The organism is Catenulispora yoronensis (genome assembly GCF_039531695.1).
Taxonomy (GTDB): Bacteria; Actinomycetota; Actinomycetes; order Streptomycetales; family Catenulisporaceae; genus Catenulispora; species Catenulispora yoronensis.
This window is the reverse complement of the sequence record NZ_BAAAQN010000036.1, coordinates 43,997-60,786: the sequence shown is the minus strand read 5'-3', so window position 1 is coordinate 60,786 and position 16,790 is coordinate 43,997. Positions and strand designations below refer to the sequence as shown.

Annotated in this window: 11 protein-coding genes; 5 read left to right on the top strand and 6 right to left on the bottom strand. The window is 68.2% G+C overall.

The window, feature by feature from the left end; translation table 11 throughout:
* Nucleotides 1-42: 42 nt before the first annotated feature.
* Entirely contained in the window at nucleotides 43-630 is a 588-nt protein-coding gene (locus ABD481_RS26610) for a TetR/AcrR family transcriptional regulator (RefSeq protein WP_344668489.1), read from the bottom strand.
* A 377-nt stretch (nucleotides 631-1,007) separates the two neighbouring features.
* On the opposite strand from ABD481_RS26610, the gene ABD481_RS26605 reads away from it, so the two are divergent.
* The gene (locus ABD481_RS26605) at nucleotides 1,008-1,391 is read left to right on the top strand and encodes an ester cyclase (RefSeq protein ID WP_344668488.1); all 384 of its coding nucleotides are present in this window, start codon (nucleotides 1,008-1,010) and stop codon (nucleotides 1,389-1,391) included.
* 704 nt (nucleotides 1,392-2,095) lie between these two features.
* Here ABD481_RS26605 and ABD481_RS26600 read toward each other — a convergent pair.
* The 3 genes from ABD481_RS26600 to ABD481_RS26590 are packed head-to-tail and all read right to left on the bottom strand — an operon-like array spanning nucleotide 2,096 to nucleotide 5,750.
* A complete protein-coding gene (locus tag ABD481_RS26600; protein ID WP_344668487.1) occupies nucleotides 2,096-3,223 on the bottom strand; it encodes a ferritin-like domain-containing protein in 1,128 nt (375 codons plus the stop codon).
* Nucleotides 3,220-5,229, bottom strand: coding sequence for a GMC family oxidoreductase (locus ABD481_RS26595; protein ID WP_344668486.1), 2,010 nt, complete (start codon nucleotides 5,227-5,229; stop codon nucleotides 3,220-3,222). Before ABD481_RS26595 ends, ABD481_RS26600 begins: the two co-directional genes overlap by 4 nt.
* 32 nt (nucleotides 5,230-5,261) lie before the next feature.
* Nucleotides 5,262-5,750, bottom strand: a complete 489-nt coding sequence (locus tag ABD481_RS26590) for a hypothetical protein (RefSeq protein WP_344668485.1) — start codon at nucleotides 5,748-5,750, stop codon at nucleotides 5,262-5,264.
* A 395-nt stretch (nucleotides 5,751-6,145) separates the two neighbouring features.
* Between ABD481_RS26590 and ABD481_RS26585 the strand changes: the two genes are divergently transcribed.
* The 4 genes from ABD481_RS26585 to ABD481_RS26570 all read left to right on the top strand — a co-directional run bounded on the left by ABD481_RS26585 (nucleotide 6,146) and on the right by ABD481_RS26570 (nucleotide 15,460).
* Nucleotides 6,146-7,483: an FAD-dependent oxidoreductase gene (locus ABD481_RS26585; protein WP_344668484.1), complete on the top strand. Its 1,338-nt coding sequence runs from the start codon at nucleotides 6,146-6,148 to the stop codon at nucleotides 7,481-7,483.
* 70 nt (nucleotides 7,484-7,553) lie between these two features.
* On the top strand, nucleotides 7,554-9,887 hold the full coding sequence (locus ABD481_RS26580; protein ID WP_344668483.1) for a preprotein translocase subunit SecA: 2,334 nt from the start codon (nucleotides 7,554-7,556) through the stop codon (nucleotides 9,885-9,887).
* Between the two features lie 151 nt (nucleotides 9,888-10,038).
* Nucleotides 10,039-14,592, top strand: a complete 4,554-nt coding sequence (locus ABD481_RS26575; protein WP_344668482.1) for a WD40 repeat domain-containing protein — start codon at nucleotides 10,039-10,041, stop codon at nucleotides 14,590-14,592.
* Complete coding sequence (locus ABD481_RS26570; protein ID WP_344668481.1) at nucleotides 14,585-15,460, top strand: serine peptidase; 876 nt, start codon at nucleotides 14,585-14,587, stop codon at nucleotides 15,458-15,460. The genes ABD481_RS26575 and ABD481_RS26570 overlap by 8 nt, the downstream gene beginning before the upstream one ends.
* Here ABD481_RS26570 and ABD481_RS26565 read toward each other — a convergent pair.
* Both ABD481_RS26565 and ABD481_RS26560 read right to left on the bottom strand, forming a co-directional pair.
* Complete coding sequence (locus tag ABD481_RS26565) at nucleotides 15,457-15,948, bottom strand: DUF2255 family protein (RefSeq protein ID WP_344668480.1); 492 nt, start codon at nucleotides 15,946-15,948, stop codon at nucleotides 15,457-15,459. The two genes, ABD481_RS26570 and ABD481_RS26565, sit on opposite strands and share 4 nt — an antisense overlap.
* Before the next feature lies 1 nt (nucleotide 15,949).
* A complete protein-coding gene (locus tag ABD481_RS26560) occupies nucleotides 15,950-16,564 on the bottom strand; it encodes an alpha/beta hydrolase (protein ID WP_344668479.1) in 615 nt (204 codons plus the stop codon).
* Nucleotides 16,565-16,790 lie beyond the last annotated feature (226 nt).

Below are 16,790 nucleotides of genomic sequence, written 5' to 3'. Positions count from 1 at the left end.
TGGTGCTGGTGCTGGTAGCCGCGCTATTGGTGCTGCTGAGTGTCAGGAGTCCGAGTCCGGCGCGCTTCGAGGTACGACACCGTCTAGGAGCACGTCAAGAAAGCGCTCGGCCTGCGAAGGATTCCCGGCGCGTGCCACGGCGGTAGTGAGTGCCATCAGTTCAAGCACATCGAGATCAGCGCGCACAGCACCGGCATCCTGCGCCCTGGCCACCAACGGCGCCGCCGCTACATGGATGGCGTGATGCCACTCCGCGATCTGCGGCGGCTCCACACCCCCGGGCTCCTTCCGCTCAGCCAGAAACGCCTCACCCAACACCCGACTCTCGGTGATGTGGACAACCACCTGCCGCAGCCACACCAACAACGAAGCCCCAGGCTCCCCCGCCGCAACGCTCAACCGCTCGGCACTCTCACAGAGAGTCCGAATCCGCTGATCGTAGACGGCCTCAATCAGCGTCTCCCGCGTCGCGAAGTGCCGATACAACGTCGCGTTACCGACACCGGCAGCCTTGGCGATGTCATCGAGCGACGCGGTGACACCACGCTCGTTGAGGACAGCTTCGGCGGCGGCGAGCAAGCGTTCACGGTTGCGCTGTGCGTCGGCCCGGCGGGAGGGCGGGGGGACCATGCGGACATGGTAGTTGGCGGGGTGGGGGTGGTGGGTGGAGGTGGGGGTTGGGGAGGTGGGGGCTGCCTTGTCGGCACTCTTGCCCTAGCGCTTGTCCCCGACTTCGCCTTCGCCCTCGCTCTTGCCCTCGCTCTTGCCTCCACCTTCGCCTTCGCCCTTGTCCTTGCCCTCGCCCTTGTCCTTGCGCTTGTTCTTTGCCCTTGCCTTCGACCTCGCTCTTGGCCTTGCCGTCGCCCCTGGCCTTTGCGCCCGCCCTTGCCCTTTGGCCGGTGCCTGCTCTGGGTTTTGGTTTGGGTTTCCGGTTGCCAACCGGGGACCAGTCCCCATATCGTCAACCAACCGGGGAGCCATCCCCGTTTCCATACAAGGAGACTGCCATGCCCAACCGAACACCCAAAGCCGTCGTCCAGGCCATCATCGCCAGCCGCGACGCGAACGACATCGATTCAGCCCTCCACCTCATCGCCCCGGAGTCCCGCGACCAGGGACACCGCGTCACCCGCGAGGACTGGCGTCGTAAGTGGGAGCTGATGCAGATCGGCAGCCCTGACATGGAGGTGGTCACCGAGCACAGCGTGGAGGACGGTGAGTGGGTGTCGAACCGCTACACCATTCGCGGTACTCATACTGGTGATTTCTTCGGCGCTGCTCCGAGTGGTCAGCGTTTTGAGATCAACGGTATGGACATGGTCCGCGTGGTGGACGGCTTGCTGGTCGAACACTGGGCTTACGCCGCGCCGCTGCCGAGTGGTGGCGAGTAGCGGCGAGTAGCGGCGGAATGTCTCTGGTGAAAAGCTAAAGGCCCCTAAAGGCCGGCGCCTCCGGCGAGGGCCTCAGATCCCTCGGGGAAATGGCGCCGGCTCCATAGGTCGGTACATTCAGGGCCCTGCGCTGGCGGTTGGTGAGGTGGGGGTTCGTTCCCCTCGGTCACGTCAGCAGCCCTACGGGTACAGCGCCGCCGCCCAGGTATCAAGTCCATGCCGTTGCGGTGAGGACTGATGGGCTGCGGTTGCGCTTGCATGAACTTGACACCTGGTCGGCGGCACTGTAGGCAAAGCCCTGCCGACGTGACCGAGGGGAACGAACCAAAACCCAGGTAGGGGACTGACAGTCTCGGGGGTTCGGGTGGGCGCGTGGAGATGTCGGCCGCCGGTTTGGTAGGTGGTGGCTGCTCGTTCAGGCGTGCGGCCGATGGTTTGGTGGCTTGCTCGTTCAGGCGTTCGGGCGCCGGTTCGGTAGCTGGTGGTTCGGAGGCTCAGGCGTGCGGCCGCCGGTTTGGTAGCCGGTGGCTGCTCGTTCAGGCGTTCGGCTGCCGGTTCGCAGGCCGTTGCTTTGCGCTTCGCGTGTGCGGCTGGTGATTTGCTTCAGGCATGCGGCTGCCAGTTCCCGCCTCGCAGGTCTCCGTCGCCAGCCGCGCCGGGCTCGCATCAGCGGCCGGCGCGGCCGTCAAGCTGTGGCGTTGTACCTAGCGCGTCGCTGTGGCCTCCTCGACTCGGCGGGTGAGTTTGTCGCGGTCGCCGCCGAGGGCTACGTAGCTGAAGCGGGGGCACAGTGTGTGGCCGGGGTGGGTGGGGTTGGGGGTGCGCATCAGGGCTGTGGCTTTGTTCTTCAGGGCGTACATTCCGTGCACGGCTGACTGGAGGGCGGTGCTCTGTGTGGTCCGTTGGCCGCCGGCGAAGGCGTAGTAGACCTCGTCGACGAGTTGGGAGTAGGACAGGTCGAAGGAGTCCAGTGCTAGGGCTTCTGGTCCGCCGTCGCCGTTGCGGGGGGTGAATTCTGCTGGTTCGACTTCGTTGTAGTCGAGTAGGAGCATGGCGCCTGTGGGGGTTTCGCCTGCGGTTTGGTTGGTGCGGAAGCGGCGGCCGGTTTGGAGTTCGCGGAAGCGGGCGTAGTGGGAGTACATCTGCCAGCCGGAGGTGAGGCGGTCGGTGTCGGTGACTGTTTTGGCGGGTTTGGTCAGGGCTTCTTGGGGGAGGCCTTCGCCTTCGTCGATGATCTTCTTGATTGCTTGGCGGGCGGTGGCGCGGTTCGATACTTGGATGACGTTGCCCGCGCCGCCGTAGTACTCGCTGTCCGGGGTCTGGTTGGTGGGGTTGAACAGGGTGTCTGGGCAGATGGTGGGGTCGTTCAGGGCGGTGTCGATTGCTTCGTAGAACTCGCCGATGGTGCGGTAGGAGCCGGGCTCTGCGGTGATTGCGCTAAGCGTTGCGGCGCCGTGGAGGGGGTGCTCGATGCGGACGAAGCTCTCCACGGCGCGGGGTGACAGGGGTAGGAGTTCCAGTGTGCCGATGCCGGAGATCAGGGGGCTTTCCAGGGGGTAGGTGGGGATCGGGCTCAGGTGTTTGCGGTCCTGGAAGTCGACCGGGTTGGTGCTGGGTGGTTCGCCGAGGGCGTTGAGGACGTTCGCCGCGAGGGTCATGTGGAGCATCTCCTCCATCACCACGCTGCGGATGGTCTGTGCCGCGTCGGTGTTGGTGTTCTCGCGGATGGAGTAGAGCCCGGTCAGGTAGACGGGGATCGTGCTGAGTTCCAGGCCGATGGCCAGTTGCAGGGCGGCCTTCAGGTCTTCGAGGGTGGAGATCCTCGTGGTCATGCGTCCTGTCCCTTCAGCAGCCCGGCGATGTGGTCGCCGGTGCGGATGGCCAGCGCGGTCATGGTCAGTGTCGGGTTGGAGGTCCCGAGGGTAGGCATGCTGCCGCAGCCGACGATGTAGAGGTTCGGCAGGTCGTGGCTTCGCTGGTAGCTGTCGACCACGGAGTGGGCCGGGTCGGCGCCCATGCGGTGGGTGCCGACGACGTGGCCGGCGCCGCGCACCCAGTACGTCTGTCCGTCGTAGGTCACCGCTGCGGGGTCGTTGGGGTCCCAGTGGGTGTAGTCGCCGGGCTGGTAGTCCGGGCGGTGGGCCGGGGTGCCGATGCCTAGTTGTTCGAACAGTTGGCGGCTGGCTTCGGCGGCCCAGGGCAGGGCGGCGCGGACGTAGGGCGACAGGTCGTAGTGGATCACCGGGCGGTGGTTGCCCAGGGCGTCGAGGTAGCGGTCGTCGATCGTGACGCGGTTGGTGGGCTCGGGGTCCTGCTCCAGTTCCCACGCGATGCGGAACTGGTTCGGCAGGATCTGGCCGAGGCGGGTGCGCAGGGCCCGGCCGTAAAGCTGCGCGGTGCCTGTCCGGGCGCCGCCGACGAGGTCGTGGACGGTGTCGTAGGGGGCGTTCTCCGGGAAGTTCCAGCCCCAGTTGCCGATCTCGACCCGGAACGCGGTGCGGTCGGAGCGGTAGGCGCCGTCCCGGAAGGCCGGGATGCCGGAGGTGGAGCCGGGGCCGCGGAAGGCACCCGCGTTGTCCTCCAGCAGGCCCCAGGTGAGCAGGAGGGGGTGGTCCATCAGGTTGCGCCCGACCTGGTCGCTGTTGTTGGCGGCGTCGGAGGCCAGCAGGAGGGTGGCGTTCTCGATCGCGTTGGCGGCCAGGACGTAGCGGTCGGCCGTCACCGTCGACTCCGCGGCGGGGCTGCCGTCGTCGGAGTATCGCAGGAACGCGACACCAGTGACAGTGCCCTGCTTTCCCTTGGTCTGGGTGTGCTGGACCTTGGACACGACGCATTGGCTGCGGATGGCGACGCGCGCCCGGGGCTTCTCGCCGTCGCGCGGATCACGGTCGGGGTACTTGACGATCAGCTCGTACAGCGTCTTGAGAGCGTTGTACTTGGCCTGCACCGGGCAGATCGGGATGCAGCTGGAGTTGCCCTCGCAGCGCTGCCCCCGGTCGGCGTTGCCGACCGCGCCGACCGGCTGGTAGCCGGGTGCGGGCTGCGAGTTCCGGCCGACCGGGGTGTTGCAGACCAGGATCGGGAACGAGTACTCCTTGCCGGCGGAGTCCTTCAGCTTCACCACCAGGCCGGCGGACTTCTTGGCCAGGTAGTCGTCCAGGTAGCTGCTGGGGATCCGCTCCATCGGGAAGTGGTAGGCCCCGTCGGGGAACTTGTTCGTGTTCGAGCTCTGGAAGAACTTCGCCGGGTCGCCCCCGATGCCGGGGTAGTTCTGGTCCTCGACGTTCGCCGAGACGCCGATGATGTCCCATTCGGCGCGCTCGTAATAGGGCTTCAGGTCGTCGTAGGACAGCGGCCAGTCGACTCCGTGGCCGTAGTTCGTCCACATCTTGAAGTCGTTCGGCAGCATCCGCAGGCAGGTGCCCAGCCAGTGCAGCGTGGTGCCGCCGAGCGCGCGGGCGTAGTCGCTGCCGAAGGGCAGGGGGCCCATCTGGACGAAGTAGCCGTTGGCGCTGGGGATCTTCGTCGTGCCGTCCGGGCCCATGACCGGGCGGCCGATGTCCAGCACGTTCGGCTGCGGCGCGGACACGGTCGGCGGGTAGGGCGCGTTGGGCACCTTGGCGAGCGCCTGCTGATACGCCTCCACATAGGTGTCGTACTTGTCCGCGCTCATGGCGGTGGCGCGGCCGGCCTCCAGGATCAGGATCCTGGGATGCCGCGCCGGACGGCCGGCGGCGGCCTTGTCGATGACGGTCTTGGCGACAGTGGCGGCGGCGATCCCGCCGCCGACGATGACCAGGTCATAATTAGTATCAGCGTTCGTAATATCGTCTTGCATGTCAGGGCTCTCTTCTAGGTACGGCTCACGACTCAGAGGACGACGATCGTCGGCGGCTCGGCCCAGGAGCCGAAGCCGGGCGCCTTGGCCCCCATGGGGTGCGCCCCGGCCGCGATCCAGACCAGTCCCTCGCGGTAGGCCTGCGCGGAGACGACGTGCTCGACGTCGTCGGCGGTGGAGCCGTTGACGTCGGCATACGAGCCGGGCAGCGGGTACCAGCTCCCGAGGTACCACAGCTTGATCAGGTTGATGATCACCGGCCCGTACCGCTTGTTCTCGACGACCTGGGTCCGCAGCGCGGTGCCCTCCGGGTCGCCCCGGTCGGCGTCCAGCGCGTCGGCGGCGGCCTGGAACAGGTGTCCGGCCTCCCGTTCGCCGATGAGCCGGAGCACGGTGTCGTAGTGCTGTTCGATCAGTCCGGTCCCGGCCAGCTCCACGCGGTCGAACCCGGTCAGCGCGACCGACAGTTCGGTGAAGACCGCGAGCGGATCCGGACGCGTGGGTGTGTCGACGGTACTCATGCGGGGTGCTCCCTGCTGATGCGGGATGAGTAAGGGGTCAACGTGCAGTGGCCGCCTGTTCCAGGGCAAAAGCCACCAGAACAACCATGACGTCGATCACGATGCGCGGGCGGGACGCCGACCGGCGTGTTCCGGTGGCAGGTAGGCGACGTTTAGCCGGCGCGCCACCGAAACAGTGGCTCTGACCAGCCCTTTTACCACCACCGGAAAGATTCGCGGGAGCGGGCGGACCCACTCGTGCGGCCCCGGCCATCCGGGTGATGCACGCCCCCGCTGCGCGACCCTGGCGTATCAATAGCCACCTTTACGCTCCCCTGAGGCCGCCCCTACGTATGAAGTGAGCGGGCACGACCCGTCCGTGCCGATGGCCAGCGACGTTGAGGGGTGTCAGGCGAATGGCTCCTGACAAAGGGTTTGCCCGGGACCACGCGATCGTGGTCGGCAGCGGCCACGCCGGTCTGCTGGCGGCGCGGGTGCTATCAGAGCACTTCAATACCGTCACGGTCGTCGAGCGCGACCGCGTCGATCCGGACACGACCTTCCGCGCCGGCGTCCCGCAGGGGTACCACCCGCATTTCCTGCTGGCCAAGGGCGCCCAGATCATCGGCGAGCTGTTCCCCGGGCTCCTGGAGGAGATCGCCGACGCCGGATCCCCGTTCTACGACTACGGCGAGAACATCCGCCTGAAGTTCCCCGCCGGCTGGACGCCGAAGACCACCACCGGCATCCAGATCCAGGGCTTCTCGCGCCCGTTCCTGGAGCAGCGCATCCGCCGGCGGCTCCTGGAACTGCCCAACGTGACGCTCGCCGACGGCTTCACCGTGGACCGGCCCCTGTTCGACGGCTCGTCGGGCGCGGTCACCGGGGTGATCGGCCGCGACGCCGACGGCGAGGAGGAGTGCCTGTACGCCGACGCCGTCGTCGTCGCCACCGGCCGCGGCTCCCGCCTGGACCACTGGCTGCGCGGCGCGGACCTGCCGATGCCGACCGTGAAAAGCATCGACGTGAAGGTGTCCTACACCAGCCGGATCTACCAAGCGCCGCCGGACGACGGCTGGAAGGTGACGTTCGCCTACGTCTACGCGCCCGACGTCCGGCGCGGCGGCGGCGTCCTGGAGCTGGAGTCCGGCACGGCCATGGCGCTGGCCATGGGCATCGGCGAGGAGGGCTGCCCGCCGGACGAGGCCGAGTTCGCGCGCTTCGCCAAGTCGCTGCCCTTCTCCGGCATGGCCAACTACATCGACGGCCACGAGCCGCTCAGCGAGCTGCACCGGTTCGTGGACCACGGCGACTGGTGGCTGCAGGTCCACCGGATGCGGCGCTGGCCCGAGGGGCTGCTGGTGGCGGGCGACGCCCTGTGCCGGTTCAACCCCATCTACGCGCAAGGGCTCACCGTGGCCGCGCTGCACGCCAAGGCGCTGGCCGCGACGCTCGACAACGGCGGCGACGCCCGCGAGTACCACCGCCGCGCCGCCAAGGTGACGCTGACGCCGTGGCTGATGGCGTCCTCGTCGGATCTGCTGTGGGACAGCGGCCGGAGCCCCGGCATCCTGGCCCGGCTGTCGCACTGGCATCTGGACCGCGTCATCACCCGGATACCCGGCGACCCGGATCTGTTCAACCGCTTCGCGCACGTCCAGCACATGCTGTCGGGCGCCGGAACGCTGGCCACCCCCGGCGTGCTGTGGCGTTTGGCCGCACGTCCCAGACCGGCCGTCCAACTGCGGGTGTGAATAGGCTGACACTCCCATGAACGGACCCTTCGACGTGGCACAGAGCAGCCGCGATCAGTAGCGTTTAGCCATGTCGAGATTCCGGCTGTTCGGCTCGGGGAAAACGCCGCCTGTCCTGGAGCGATGCCGGGCCTGGGCCCGCATCGTCGCGCAGGCCGAGGACGAGGTCCGGGCTTTGCCGGACGACGGTCTGAGGCAAGCCGTCGACCGGCTCCGGCAGCGCCACCAAGACGGCGAGGACCTGGACTCGCTGCTTCCGGAGATGTTCGCGCTCGTCCGCGAGGCGGCCGCCCGCACCCTCGGCGAACGCCCCCACGACGAGCAGGTCATCGGCGGGGCGGCACTGCATCTGGGTTCTGTCATCGAGATGAAGACCGGCGAGGGCAAGACCCTGACCGCGACCCTTCCGGCCTGCCTGCACGCGTTGGCGGGCAACGGCGTGCACGTCCTGACCGCGAACGACTACCTCGTGGCCCGCGACGCCGCCTGGATGGGTCCCGTCTACCGCATGCTCGGCTTCACCTGCGTGCAGATCACCGACGAGACCGGTCCGGACGCCCGTCGCGAGGCCTACCGCGCCGACATCGTCTACGGCACCCCGCGCGAACTCGCCTACGACTACTTGCGGCACCACCTGGGCGACCGGGACCGCGACACCATCCACCGCCCCTATTTCTCAGCGATCGTCGACGAAGCAGATCTGCTCATGCTCGACGAGGCCACCACCGCGCCGCACATCAGCGTGGACGGGGACGGGCCGTCCGATCACCGGCAGTTGGCCGGGATCGCCGATCGCCTCCGGCCCGGCGAGCACTACGCCGTCGACAAGGCGCGCGGGACGGTCCTGCCGACCGAGCAGGGCATGGCTGCGGTCGAGGACTGGCTCGGCGCCGAGATCTACAACGGCGCCGACGTCGACATGGCGCGGCGCCTGGATCTCGCCCTGCAAGCCAAGGAACTGTATGTCAGGGACCGCGATTACGTGGTCGTCGACGGCGCGATCCGGATGATCGACGGGCCCACCCAGCGCGCGCTCACCGACCGCGTCCTGGGCGGAGGTCTGGACCAGGCGCTCGACGCCAAGGAGGGCTTGGAGACGCGGCCGGAACGGGTCGTGATGGCCACCATCAGCGGTTTCGCCTTCCTCGGCCTCTACCGGCGGCTGGCCGGAATGACCGGGGTGGTCGAGGGCGAGGTCGAGGCGTACCGGGACCTGTACGGCATGGAGTGCGTCCGGATCGCGCCGCACCGGCCGGTGCGGCGTGTCGACCACGCCCCGGTCCTGTACGCCACCGACAAGGCGCTGCTCCGGGCCGTGGTGAAGACCGTCGAGCAGCAGCGCGGCACCGGCCGGCCGGTCCTGGTCGGGACGGTCTCGGACGAGGTCGCCGACAAGATCTCGCGGGCGCTCGCCGCCCAGGGCATCGACCACGAGATGCTGACCGCGCGCAACCACGACCTGGAGGCCGCCATCATCGCCCGGGCCGGGGACCCCGGCTCGGTCACCGTGCTGACCAGGATGGCCGGCCGGGGCGTCGACATCCGCCTCGCCGAACCCGAGGGCCCGGGCCTGTATGTGCTCGGCGTCGGCCCGCTGTCCTCCCGGCGCATGGAGCTGCACCTGCGGGGCCGCGCCGGCCGCGGCGGGGATCCCGGCGAATCGGCCTTCTTCTTCTCCGGCGAGGACAAGAACATCCACCTCCCCAAGTTCACCGCGCGGATGGTCGAGCTGGCCGACACCGAGGAGCCGCTCGACAGCCGGGGCGTCGCCTGGAGCCTGCACGGCAGGCTCAACGCACTCTCCGACTGGCAGGCACAGCAACTGGCACAAAACCTGCGCTACGCCGCCGTCCAGGAATCACACCGGTCGGTGTTCTACGCCAAGCGCGACGCGCTCCTCGCCCACGGAGTCACGATGGCGGAGGCGGACGAGCTGATCGACCAGGCGCTGCGGGCCGTGGTGCGAGCGGCGCCGACCGGCGCGGCCCACGTGGGCGGGCTGACGCAGGAGCTGGCGACCATCTACGCGATCACGATCGGCCGCGAGGAGATCGCGGCGGGCCTGGCCGGCGGGGCGTCGTCCAAGGCCCGGACCGACCTGGCGGACGCGGTGGTCCGCGACGCGCGGGCGGTCTCCGTGCGGCGAGCGGCGGACCTGGGCGCGGATATCGCGGACGAGCTGCGGTACCGGATCATGCTCTCGGTCATGGACCGGCAGTGGCGGGAGCACCTGCGGAGCCTGGAGGACGCGGCGTCCGGCGTCAGCCTGCGGACGGCCGCCGGCGGCGACCCGTTCGCCATGTATCAGAAGGCTGCGACCGAGCTGGACGCGAAGCTGTGGCGGGAGATCGCGGAACAGTTCATCGGGTACTGGTTCAACTTGGTGGTGGAGATGCCGAGCTGAGATCACGGCCCGAGGCGCGCTAGGAAAACGCTTGTTCCCAAAGCGCGCGTTCTCCTTCGGATCAGGAACCCGCTTCTCTACGCTCGTCATCAGGCGGTCACCGAGGGGTCTCAGGGAGAGCACGGTGCGTGGTGTTCGAAAAGCTGTCGCTGTGGCGATTCCGCTGGCGGTCGACGACACACTGGACGACGGCCCGCCGGAGCCCGGCGCGCTGAACCCGCTGGACGAGGCGCTGGAGCACGCCGAGAACCTGGCCCGGATCCTCGGCGAGTTCGAGTACGCCGCCGAAACGGTGACCGGGCACGAGACGCTCGGTTCGACCATGCGCGAGGTCGCCGAAGGCGGTAGTGACGACGTCCACATCGTGCACGTGGTCGCGCACGGCACGGTCGTCGACACCGGCGAGCTGCGCCTGCACCAGACCGACGGCAAGCCGATGCGGGAGTCGGTCGACACCTGGACCAAACAGTTCGACGACGGACTGCCGCACCCGCATGTGCTGTTCCTGCTCGACGTCTGCCACGCCGGGGCGGGATCGGCGTGGCAGTGGGCCCACCGGATCCGTGCCGAGAAGCGGCGCGCGTGGATCCTCGCGGCGAGCGGATCGCGCGACAAGGCGTACGACTACCGCCTGACCCGCGCCGTGGTCGAAGTGCTGCACCGGTATGACACCAAGGAACTGCGGGTCGACCCGTCGGTGCGGTACCTGCCCTACACGACGTTCGCCGGCGAGGTCGGCCGGGTGATGCGGGAACTGGGCGAGAACTCGCTGCCGCAGGAGCCCGACGGGACGCCGCTGCTGGCGCACGAGCGGGACGTGGTGGATCAGCTTCCTTTCTTTCCCAACCCGCGGTGGATGGGGACGGTCAGCGGGCTCGACCAGGTGGACGAGGCGGCACGGCCGTTCGCGGACACCACGCTGGACCGGGAGCACTTCGCCGGTCGGGCGTCGGGGACGCAGGTCGTGGGGGTGGAGTCCGGACACGGGCACTTCCAGGGGCGGGCCGCGCAGCTGCGGGCGTTGTCGCAGTGGATGGACAGTCAGGAGGCTGCCGGCGGCGACGACGCGTTGCGGGTGGTGACGGGGAAGCCGGGAGTGGGGAAGTCCGCGTTGTTGGGAGCGCTGGTGTGTGCGGCGCATCCGTTGCTGCGGAAGCCTTATGAGCGGTTGTGGTGGCATCTGCCGGCGATGCCGTCGAAGAACGAGCGGTTGGTGGCGGTGCATGCTCGGCAGTTGGGGACGGACGAGGTCGCCGCGGCGATAGCGCGGCAGATGTCGGCGGCGGCGCACACGCTGTCCGGCGGCGACGAGTCGGTCGGCGAGGGCGCCACGGGCAACGTCGTCTGGACCGCGGAGTCGCTGCTGGACCTGGCCCGGAGCCGGGGCGTCGCGGCGCCGGTGACGATCGTGATCGACGCCGTCGACGAGGCCGGCGACCCGACGAGCCTGGTCACAACGCTGCTCCTGCGACTGCTGCCGCAGCCGGGATCCGCCGGGCCCTGGCCGATCCGCCTGCTGGCGGGTACCCGTCGGGGCGGAGCGTCCGCGCTGTTGCTCGGCCACGCCGCGGGCACCGAGGGCGGCCTGATCGACCTCGACGCCATCGACCCCGCTCAGCTCCGCCGGGAGCTCGCCGACTACATCAAGGCTCTGCTTCAAGAGGACGAGTGGTACGACAACGCCGCGAACGTCGGCGCCGCCGTCGCGTTCGCCCACCACGCGGCGGCGCGCCTGACCGAGAAGCCCCGCGACTGGGGCGAGTTCCTCGCCGCCGGCCTCATCACTCGGCACCGTCTCGACAGCCCGCACATCAGCGACCCGGAGCGCGGCCGGGCGCTCGGGGAGCGGGTGCCCTGCACGCTGGATCGGTTGCTGGACATGGAGCTCAGCCGGCCTGAGCATCCCAGGAGCGTGGGACCGGTGCTGACGGCACTGGCGTTCGCACTCGGGCGAGGCATGCCTGAGCGGGTTCTGCAACACGTCGCAGCGGTGTTCAGCCCGGGACGCAATGGTCCGTTGCCGATCGCGGAGGTACGAGAAGGGCTTGAGGCGGGCCGGTTCTATCTGCGCCGCGAGGTCGAGCGGGACGGCACGACGCTGTATCGGCTGTTCCACGAGCGGCTCGCTGAGGAGTTGCGGGCGCTTCCGCGCGGACCCGAGGGACCTCTGGACGACGTCACGCCGACCACCGCGCAGGCGATGATCTTCGAGGCCGTCCTCCAGGCCGTTCCGATGCACAACGGGCAGCGCTGGTGGCGCGACGCGGACCCCTACCTGCTCGACTACACGGCACGACACGCGTCACTCGCCGGGCAGCTCGACGACCTGCTTGAGGACTCGGAGTTCCTGGTCCACGGCACGCCCGACCTGATCAACCAGGAGTTGCCGGCCATTCCCAGGGTCCGTGCACACGGCAATGCCCAGGTCTACCGAGCTTCCTACGGATATCACCGGCTGCTGCCGCCGCACAGGCGGAAGTCGCTCCTGGCCATCGACGCGGCACGCTACGGGAACACCAGGCTTGTCAGCCTACTGAGCCAGCGCTCGTCGTGGATCCCGGCCTGGGCGACCCGGTCGCTGGTACCGCCGCACCTGATGCATACGCTCGCCGATCAGAGACTTCCCATGAAGGCTGTCGCAGTCGGAGTTCGCAGGTCACGGCCCATTGCCGTTACTATCGGCCATGACCATGCTGCGCATGTGTGGGATTTGAACACCGGAGATTGCCTGCTCACCCTCACCGGGCACAGCGATCAACTGACCGCGGTAACTATTGATCGCCTTGACAGCCAGCCCATCGCCATCACCACCAGCGCAGATGGAACGGCACGCGTATGGGACCTCCTGACGGGAAAGTGTCTGCATACTGTCACCGAACACAGGCAGACCATAGACGCTGTAGCCACATGCGAAATCGCTGGACACTCCGTTGCCATCACCGTTGGTAGCGACAAAACAGTGTGCGTATGGAACGTAGGCGCTCGCACATACCGATTCATCCTCACCGGGCACAGCGCCCCGATATCAGCTGTCGCTACCAGTGAGATCAGCGGTGAGCCCATCGCAGTCACCACCAGCCACGATCGGACCGCACGTGTATGGGATCTGGCAACCGGTGTCTGCCTTCACACACTCACCGGGCACCGTGACGGAGTATTGGCTCTCGCCATCAGCACGCTCGATGGCCAACCCGTCGCCATCACTGCAAGCGCCGACGGAACTGCACGCGTATGGGATCTGACCACCGGCAAGCACTTACGAACCCTCGCAGGACATGAAGATTGGATCTCGGCTGTCGCCACGAGCGAGCTCGATGGCCAACCCGTCGCCATCACCGCCAGCAGTGATGCGACCGCCCGCGTGTGGGATCTAAGAACGGGCAGTTGTCTACACACCCTGGTCGGACACGAAACGAACATAGCCGGCGTCATCACTCGCCGCCTCGGTAACCGGCCCGTCGCCATCACGGTCAGCAGCGATGAGACCGCTCGAATGTGGGATCTCACGACCGGCGTCTGCCTACAAACCCTTACTGGACACAGAGGCTGGGTGACAGCCGCGGCTACCAGCGACCTCGACGATCATCCCGTCGCCATCACCACCAGCGAAGACGGATACGCCCGGGTCTGGAACCTGAGCGCCAAGGCTCGATCGTCCGAGTTGCTCGGCCACGACAGTCACGTGAACACCATAGCCATCCAGCATCTCGGCGACCGGCCCACCATCATCACCACCAGCAACGACAACACCGCCCGGGTCTGGGACCTGACCACCGGCACCTGCCTGCACACCCTCACCGGACACACTGACTGGGTGACCGCCGTCGCCACCAGCCACCTCGACGGACGGCCGATCGCCATCACCGCCAGTTACGACAACACCGCCTGTACGTGGGATCTGGCCACCGGCGAGCACCTGAACACCCTCACAGGACACCGGGACTTCCTCACTGGCATCGCCACCAGCGAGATCACCGGCAAGCCCATCGCCGTCACCGCCAGCACTGACCAGACCGTACGAGTATGGGATCTGACTACCAGCGAGTGCCTGCGCATACTCACCGGCCACAGCAACTGGGTGAGGGCGGTGATCACCGGCAGCCTCGACGGCATGCCCATTGCTGTCACTGCCAGCCACGATCAGTCTGCCCGCGTATGGGACCTGGCTACCGGCAACTGCCTGCACACGCTGCGAAGACATCGAGGTCCGCTCAACGCCGTGACTCTCAGCGAACTCGACGACCGACCGATCGCTATCACCGCGAGCGACGACGCAACAGCACGGGTATGGGATCTGACCACCGGCAAATGCCTGCGCGTTCTCAAGGGGCACAGAGGACCCGTGAACGCAGTGATCGCCACTGAACGCGATGGTCAACCCATCGCGGTCACCATCGGCGCCACCACTGCTCGTGTCTGGAGTCTCGGTACCGGCAAATGCTTGCATGTCCTGCCCGGAACATTCGACGTGGCGGCACTGGCAGTCGGCCACGTCGACGGCCGGCCCGTCGCGATCGTCGCCGACTACGACCGGATGGTTCGCGTCTGGAATCTGAACACCGGTGCCGAGTCGGCCTCGCTCCAGCTGCCGGTCACCGCGACCGTCGCCGTCCTCTCCCCCAGCGGCGACCGCCTGGTTCTCGGCTGCGGCCCCGAAGTCATCGTCCTCAAGCCCACCCACCACCCCGGAGATTTCCTTGCCTGACCAGACCGCCAAGCTCCGCGTCGTCGGCGTCCACGGCGTCCATCACTACGCCCCGCGCCGCACCCCCGAGCAGGCCGCCGAGTCCTACGCGCGCAACTGGGTCGGTCACCTCGCCGGCGGGCTGGGCTGCGGTGCTGAGCGCTTCGACCTCGCCTTCGCCTACTACGCCCCCGCGCTCCACCGCGGCGGCCCCGTCGTCCAGGGCGACGACAGCGAGGAGCTCGACGACCCTCTGGCCACCGAACTCCTCGCCGCCTACCTCGCGGAGCTCGAAATCAGTGCGCCGGTGGTCCAGGGCGCGCTCACCATCCCGCTTCGCCAGTTGGCGAGCGCGGTCGCGAAACGCTTCTCCGGAACCACTACCGCGTTCGTCCGCGTGTTCTTCCGGGAGGTCGCCACGTACCTCCGCGCGCCTGATTCTCCGGCGCGGGTTCAGGCGCGCGGCATCGTCGCCGACGTCATCAAGCAGCAGGAGCCTGATGTGGTCATCGCTCACTCGCTCGGGTCTGTCGTGGCGTATGAGGCTCTGCACAGTCTGCCCGATCTGCGCGTGCCTCTGCTGATCACGCTCGGGTCGCCGCTGGCGCTCCCTCACGCCGTCCACCCCCGCCTGCTCCCCACCCCCGTCGCCGACAGCACGCGTGGAGGGAAGGCGTTCGGAGTGCGGCCGCCGGGGGTGCAGCGCTGGGTGAACATCGCCGACCCCGGCGACCCGGTGGCGATCCCGCCGCGGTTGGCACGGGGGTTCGACGGGATCGGGCTGGATCTCAGTGAAGTGGTCCATCACCATGTCGGGTTCCACCACGCCGCCAACTACCTCTCGGCTGCGGCCACCGCGGCGACGCTCGCTCCGTTGCTCGGCATTTAGCGGTGCTTTGACGGCGTCCAAGCGGTGATCAGGATCGTGGCCTCCCGCGCGGGGGCCGACGCGACCAGTCCGGCCGCGGCCGCCCCGTACTTGGCGACGAACGCCGCGTCGACGGCCTGGCCCGTCGCCGCGTCGGGGTCGGGTTCCTCGCCGAGTCCGGAACCGCTGGTGTGGAGGACGACGTCGCGAGTGGTCTCGCCGACGCGTATCTGCCCGCGCCCGAATTTGCGTGCGGCCTGGTACCAGCGCGAACCGGTTCCCCTGTAGGCGCGGACGAACAGCTGAGCGTCTACAAGGACCATCCCGATCTCCACGCTTTCGCGGGCTTCGGCGCCGAGAGTCGGGCCGACGCCGAATGTCGAGCCGACGCCGAGTGTCGGGCCGTCGCCGCCTGTCGGGCCGACTGTCAGCACGAGCGATTCGTGGTTCGCGAGCAGCCTCAGTTCGTCGGGGGTCCAGGCTGAAGCGGCAGGCGCTGTGGATGTCATGTCATTTAGTGTCACCCCGCTCCGCGCCACTCGCATGAGAGCGTCCCTCGGCCAGGCTCCGCACCAGCTCCAAGGCGTGGCGCAACTCCGTCCGGCTCTCCCCGACGGTCGGGAAGTGCCCGCCGTCGGGCGTGACGATGACCTCGGCTCCCAGCCGTGTGGCGAAGTCCATGATGTGCTGCGGCGTCGCGGCACCGGTGACCGGATCGTCAGCGGCGTGCAGCGCGCGCACAGTACCCGCGGCGGCGCGGATCCTGGCCCAGTCGAACGCGGGGTGGAAGAACCCTGCGAGCTGGTCGTAGCCGACCTCCCCGGCCATCGACGCCACCAGTACCAGGCCGCGGTAGGCGCCGTGCCGCTCCGTGTCGTGTTCCTGGAGCAGTCGCAGAAGGCTGACACCGCCGAGGCTGTGCCCGACGAGGACCGTGTCGGCCGGCGCGGCGTCGGCGGCCGCCAGCAGCACCTTGTGCCACGCGTCCGGGTCGGGGGCCGCGGCGTCGGGGAGCGGGGGGACGACCACGGTGTGGCCGGCGGTGCTCAGTTCTTCGCCGAGCCAGGGATACCAGTGCTGGTCCGGGGCCATCGCGTAACCGTGGGCTAGCAGGATCGTGGACATCTCCACCCCTTCGTCTCAATGTGCGTATTCATCTCGGCGTTCGATCGGAACGCCGATCGGCAGTCCATGGCCATCATTAATCGAAACACTACGTCGCGTTTCGATTGAAGGTAGCACACTGGCGCGAGCTTCCGACAGGACGCGGCGCCGAGCGCAGTTCCGATTCGCAGAGAGGATGATGGAAACAACCCAAAGGTCACGCCACGAAAACGTCCTAAGCTGTCTG